Source organism: Peribacillus sp. P4_C12, from assembly GCF_056402095.1.
Window position 1 is genome coordinate 1 of record NZ_JBFUIB010000195.1, and the last position, 6565, is coordinate 6565.

The 6565-nt window shown below is 40.1% G+C and carries 7 protein-coding genes; 6 read left to right on the forward strand and 1 reads right to left on the reverse strand.

All coding sequences use genetic code 11. The features are described from left to right. From AC1DUW_RS18435 to lysA, 6 genes are all read left to right on the forward strand, one after another. A partial coding sequence (locus AC1DUW_RS18435) for an NCS2 family permease (RefSeq protein WP_477643149.1) occupies positions 1–1068 on the forward strand: 1068 nt, incomplete at its 5' end. Between the two features lie 163 nt (positions 1069–1231). After that, positions 1232–1852 (forward strand): stage V sporulation protein AA, encoded by a 621-nt coding sequence (locus AC1DUW_RS18440; protein ID WP_477643152.1) that lies wholly within the window; start codon positions 1232–1234, stop codon positions 1850–1852. Continuing rightward, on the forward strand, positions 1842–2264 hold the full coding sequence (locus tag AC1DUW_RS18445; RefSeq protein WP_053346840.1) for a stage V sporulation protein AB: 423 nt from the start codon (positions 1842–1844) through the stop codon (positions 2262–2264). The genes AC1DUW_RS18440 and AC1DUW_RS18445 overlap by 11 nt, the downstream gene beginning before the upstream one ends. A 40-nt stretch (positions 2265–2304) precedes the next feature. Continuing rightward, complete coding sequence (spoVAEA, locus tag AC1DUW_RS18450; protein WP_477643150.1) at positions 2305–2910, forward strand: stage V sporulation protein SpoVABEA; 606 nt, start codon at positions 2305–2307, stop codon at positions 2908–2910. After that, positions 2891–4357 (forward strand): spore germination protein, encoded by a 1467-nt coding sequence (locus tag AC1DUW_RS18455; protein ID WP_053348128.1) that lies wholly within the window; start codon positions 2891–2893, stop codon positions 4355–4357. Before spoVAEA ends, AC1DUW_RS18455 begins: the two co-directional genes overlap by 20 nt. Before the next feature lie 303 nt (positions 4358–4660). After that, positions 4661–5989: a diaminopimelate decarboxylase gene (gene lysA / locus AC1DUW_RS18460; protein ID WP_053346838.1), complete on the forward strand. Its 1329-nt coding sequence runs from the start codon at positions 4661–4663 to the stop codon at positions 5987–5989. Positions 5990–6031: 42 nt separating this feature from the next. Here lysA and AC1DUW_RS18465 read toward each other — a convergent pair. After that, positions 6032–6565: DUF1002 domain-containing protein (locus tag AC1DUW_RS18465; protein ID WP_477643151.1), on the reverse strand; the 534-nt coding region annotated here is incomplete at its 5' end.

Here is a 6565-nt window from a genome sequence, read left to right on the forward strand (position 1 = left end):
GCACCGGGGATGGGCTTGAATGCTTATTTTGCTAGTGTAGTTGGTGCGCAAGGTCTTTCATACCAAACCGTATTTGGAACAGTTTTCATCGCAGGCTTGCTATTTTTATTGATAAGTGTAACGAGCTTGCGCAAAATGATAATTGATGCCATTCCGAATTCATTAAAATATGGAATCACCTCTGGAATTGGTTTATTCATCGCGTTTATCGGATTGAAAAACGCGGGAATCGTCGTACCGAATGATTCAACTATGGTTACGCTTGGCGACTTGCATCAACATGGAACAGTTTTAGCAATTGCAGGTTTATTTATAACGTTAATTTTAATGGCACGCAATGTTAAAGGAGCAATTTTTATTGGGATGATCATTACGGCAGTCATTGGCTACTTTATCGGTCTTCTCAACTTTAATGGAGTGCTATCTGTGCCGCCTACACCGGTATTTTTCGATATCGATATCTCTGGGGTCTTTACGAACTCTCTATATTCAGTTGTTTTTGCCTTTTTACTTGTGACAATCTTTGATACGACAGGTACATTGATTGGAGTAACGGAGCAGGCAGGTTTAACGAAGGACGGGAAAATACCTCGTGCGAAAAAAGCATTTTTAGGAGATGCAATTGCGACGACAATTGGCTCTTTGTTTGGAACAAGTCCTTCCACAGCATATGTTGAATCTAGCACAGGTGTGGCAGCAGGAGGCCGTACTGGTTTAACAGCCACGGTGGTAGCTATCTTGTTTGCAGCATCTATTTTCTTTTCTCCATTGATCTCGGCCATTTCTTCAGTTTCAGCAATCACTGCACCTGTTTTGATTATCGTAGGTTGTTTTATGATGGAAGGTTTAGCTAAAGTCAATTGGAAAATGTTTGATGATGCATTTCCGGCATTTGCGATTATTTTAACGATGCCTCTTACTTCAAGCATATCAACGGGGATTGCAATTGGATTCATAACATATCCCCTTATGAAGTTATTTAGTGGAAAAGGAAAATCAGTTCATCCACTTATTTATATTTTTGGATTGATATTTTTAGTTCAACTGATTTTTTTCCCAACTCATTAAGTTAATAATGTAAACAAAAAAGACATGCTGTCATTCAGCATGTCTTTTTTGTTTTCTTTCACCCTTGTATTAGTAATATTTGGACATCCGTTACTTCCTGCATTTTCACTGTGTTTCCAATCCATACTACTATCATAAGGAAATAAAAGGTCGGGATGTGATGATAATGGCAGTTGTATATATCAGGATGAGGAACCGTGTACAAGTAAAGGGAAATCAAACGGTGAGGATTAAAGATATTGCAAGGATAATCGGACCTGAAGAAGTGATTCAAATAATTGAAGAGACCTTTATATTAACGGTCAAGAAGGAAGATAAGAATATTATTGTCATTGATTTGGCTCAACTTATCATGGCCATTCGTAAAGTGGATCCGCAAATTGAAGTGCAGACATTTGGGCCATCCCAGACCATCATAGAAGTCATATATTCAAAAAAGAAAATGTCTTACCTGACTTTTGCTCTAGTCTGGTTCTTATTATTTATTGGAGCTGGGATGACAATTATGAATTTCCATGTTGATGTCAGTATGGGGGAAGTCCATCAAAAAGTCTTTACGTTAATAACAGGGAAGCTAGATGAAAAGCCACTATTAATACAGATACCTTATAGCTTCGGACTTGGCATAGGAATGATTTTATTTTTTAATCACTTTTTTAAAAAACGCTTTAATGAGGAACCTAGTCCGCTCGAAGTTGAAATGTTCAATTACCAGCAGGATTTAGACCGTTATGTCACCATGAATGAAAATAAGGAAAACGTGCGCGATCTTGATGACAGGTAAAATTATCTTCGGAATCTTTGTCGGTTTAGCTGGAGGTTTTGCAACAGGTGCCGGTTTTGTAGCGTTTTTGACTGTACTTGGAGTGATACCGAGACTGACTCAGTTGACGAAAACGATGAAAATGATTCATTACTATGAAGGAGCAATTATTGCAGGTGTTGTCGCTGGAACATGGTTAGGCTTACAGGAAACGAAATTTTTCCTGCATCATTTTTTATTAATTCCGATTGGCTTAGCAGATGGGATTTTTAATGGGATGCTGGCTGCTGCCTTGACTGAAGTATTGAATGTTTTTCCGATTCTTTCTAAACGAATCGGAATTCAAGAGAAGATTATTTATCTGTTAATGGCACTCGTATTAGGGAAGATAGCCGGTTCTTTATTCCAATGGATTTATTTTGTCGATTTGTAAGTTCTTAAGTACTATTCCTGATGATGAAAGAAGGGCCAAGATGGTGACCAAACGAAAAGTGATAATGATAACGGATGGAGATGAGTATGCAAAACGGGCTGTCCAGCTTGTAGCTAAGGAAATAGGGGGACGGTGCATCTCTATGTCCCAAGGTAATCCATCCCGTTATTCGGGCAATGAGCTAGTTGAATTAATAAAAAAGGCAAAGTATGATCCTGTACTGGTTATGTTTGATGATAGTGGTTTCATCGGTGAAGGATACGGAGAACAGGCGATGAAGGTGGTTGCCGGCCATCCTGATATAGATGTCCTTGGGGTTATTGCAGTTGCTTCAAAGACAAGGAGGGAAGAATGGACAAAGGTAGATGTATGTATTGACCGGGATGGGAATTTAACACCAAACGGAGTTGATAAATACGGGGCCCAGGAATTTGAACTAGGAAAGATAACAGGCGATACAGTGTATTGCATCGATGAATTAAATGTTCCGATAGTGGTGGGGATAGGGGATATCGGGAAAATGTCCCATCAAGATGATTTTAAAAAAGGAGCACCAATCACGAAGCTTGCAGTGGAACTTATTTTGGAAAGGAGCGGTCATAGTGGCTTCAGAAAATCCTCAAAACATGAAACCGATTCCGAATAGAGTAGCGGAAGTAGACGCGTTCATGGAAGAAAAAGTCGGTCTTGGCGTCAGCTTTGACTTAGGGGTAAGAAGAATAAAGGTCTTAAAAAAAGATGTACATCTTTACTATGTGAACGGGTTGACGGATACAGAGTACATCCTTGGAATTCTTGACTCGCTAATCCATAACAAAAATACTGAAATCATGACGACAAAAGTGTTTGAAGCAATCAAAAACTTGGTTGTCCACCAATCTGTTGAAGAAATAAGTACGTTGGATGAGCTTGTTGATCAAGTATTGTCCGGTTTGATAGTTATCGTTGTCGATGGCAAAGCAATGGGGTTGGTTGTAGATGTCAGGAGTTATCCTGGAAGGCAACCAATGGAGCCTGAAACGGAAAAGGTGGTCCGTGGATCCAGGGATGGTTTTGTCGAAAATATCATCATAAATACTGCGATAACCAGACGGAGAATTCGGGATGAAAGATTACGTTTTGAAATTTTGAAGGTGGGGGAACGTTCGAAAACGGATATAGCAATCGGATACATTAAAGATATTGCCGATCCGGATTTAATAAAAGTCGTACGCAAGGAATTGGAAAGTATAGAAGTTGATGGCATAACGATGGCGGATAAGACGATTGAAGAGTTTATCGTCAAGCAAGGATATAACCCGTACCCGCTTGTAAGATACACGGAGCGTGCTGATGTAGCGGCAACGCATTTACTTGAGGGGCATGTCCTTATTTATGTGGATACTTCACCGAGTGTCATCATTACCCCGTCCACTCTTTTTCATCACATGCAACACGCTGAGGAGTATCGGCAGGCACCTGCTGTTGGAACCTTGGTGCGCTGGGTACGTTTTTTCGGGATTTTCGTTTCGATATATTTGCTGCCGATTTGGTTATTGTTTTCGTTAGAACCGTCCCTTCTCCCCGATAAGCTTGAATTTATCGGGCCGAATGATAAAACGCATATACCGATTATTGTCCAAATCTTTATTTCTGATATTGGGATAGAATTTTTAAGGATGGCTGCCGTTCATACCCCGACCCCGCTTTCTACGGCAATGGGCTTGGTTGCGGCAGTTTTGATAGGACAGATAGCAATAGATGTTGGCCTATTTGTCCCTGAAGTGGTGCTCTACGCTTCCGTAGCGACAATCGGTACATTTGTCACTCCTAGTTTAGAACTAGGGGTTGCGAATAAAATTTCCCGTTTAGTGCTGGTTGTGTTAGTTGCTTTATTTAAAGTGCCGGGCTTAATTATAGGGATCACACTTTATATTATTTTGCTTACCAGTATAAAAACGTTAAATACACCTTATTTATGGCCACTTCTCCCGTTTCAGCCGAAGGCTTTGTCTCATATAATATTTAGAAGACCTTATCCAGGTTCTATAGAACGTCCGAGTATTGTACATCCCCAGGATATATATAGGCAGCCTAGAAAATCTAAAGGTTGATGTTGTCGAAAAGTTGTGGTAATTTAATTTTATTCGGATAAAGCAGTAATGTTCAGGCTTCACAAAGGGAAAGATCTTTTATGTCTCTTTGAAGTTAAACCAATCTGGCTTTCCCTTCGAACTACTAAGCAGTTTGTTTGATAATAAAGGATAGAAAACATTTTTATTCGGGATAATCGATTAATTTGGATGGGGCTTTTTCATAGAGGGAGAATTTTTTTCGCTTACATAAGTGAGAACTCTCTTTGAGGCTGTCTCATTTCTTATTAATCGTTAGTTTTAAGTCAGGAAGGTGAGGCTATCATGCATTTGTACGGAACCGGTCGTGTCAATGAACGTGGACATCTGGAGATTGGCGGAGTGGACACAATCGAATTGATTGAACAATTTGGAACGCCATTATATGTTTATGATGTAGAGTTAATTCGCCAGCGTGCTAGAGGATTCAAGCGAACATTTGAGGAATTGGGAATTTCGGCTCAAGTCGCCTATGCGAGTAAAGCTTTTTCTTCGATTGCAATGATTCAGTTGGCTGATCAAGAGGGCCTTTCTCTCGATGTTGTCTCAGCGGGAGAATTGTATACCGCAATCAAAGCTAATTTTCCAACTGACCGTATTCACTTTCATGGAAACAACAAAAGTGAAGAAGAGCTACATATGGCCTTGGATTATAAAATCGGCTGTATTGTAGTCGATAATTTTTCAGAGCTGACATTGTTAGAGGAGATTTGTACACAGCGAGAACAAAAGGTGAAAATCCTTCTTCGTGTGACTCCAGGTATTGAAGCGCATACGCATGATTATATTTTAACAGGGCAGGAAGATTCGAAATTTGGCTTTGATCTTATTAACGGTCAGGCTGAAGAGGCCCTTAGACAAGCATTACAAAGTAAATGGATAGAAGTATTAGGATTGCACTGCCATATTGGTTCGCAGATCTTTCAAACGACTGGCTTCCTGCTTGCCGCTCAAAAAATTATCGGCAAGCTAAAAAATTGGCATAAATCAATAGATTTCCAGCCAAAGGTATTGAATCTTGGAGGCGGATTTGGAATCAGATATACCGAAGAGGACGACCCTCTTCCAGCTTCTCAATATGTAGAAGAAATCGTAAGGGAAGTGCAGAACCTGGTTGCTAATTCTGATTTGGAGATGCCGGAAATTTGGATTGAACCTGGCCGTTCATTAGTCGGCGACGCTGGTGTGACTTTATATAAAGTCGGTTCTGAAAAGGAAGTACCTAATGTACGTAAATATTTAGCCGTTGATGGTGGGATGAGTGATAATATTCGTCCAGCTCTATATGAGGCTAAGTATGATGCAATTCTTGCCAATCGTCCGCTTGATCCAGTAGAAGAAACAGTGTCCATTGCTGGGAAATGCTGTGAAAGCGGAGATATGTTGATTTGGGATTTACCTTTGCCAAAAGCAGGACGAGGGGATGTATTGGCAGTCTTTTGCACAGGGGCTTATGGATATTCGATGTCCAATAATTACAACCGGATTCCGAGGCCGGCCGTAGTCTTCGTCGAAGATAGAGAAGCTCGTTTAGTCATTAAACGCGAAACCTTCGAAGATCTTATCCATTTGGATTTGGCCCTTCAAGAAGCAGCCGTTATGAATAAGGAGTAAGAAAAGAGGATGGCATATGGCCATCCTCTTTTTTTATCTAAATCAGTTAAAAAATGATTTGATTGCGTCTATTAAACTATTGAAAACTTCTTTCAATTTATCTAAAAATGATTGTCCTTCTTCGGATCCAAGGAAATCGGACAGTTTATCTTTTGCTGCTGTCAGCTGATCACCAACAGCGTTCCAATCAATATTCAATTCTTTTAGCTTATTAAATAAATCAATCAAACTTTGCTTTTGATCTTCATTTAAGACAACTCCAAGTTCATTTGCAGACGATTCGACAACCTGGCGGACTTCTTCAGACGTAGTCGGTGGGTTTTTGGCCATTTCTTCTTTGATTTTTGTTACGAGTGCAGAGGCTTCCTCTGTACCGATTTCATCGCCCAATTTAGCTGTCTTCACCATTTCTTCATTAGCTGCTTGCTTCACATCCTCCGGAATTGTTTTATCGGAAGAAATCTCATACGCTTTTATGACTCCTGTTAAAGCAGCTGTACCTGAAACTGGTATCGGTGCAGTGACATAGACGGTGGCATCTTTTACTCCAGCAGTCGCCAGAGCATTGATATACAT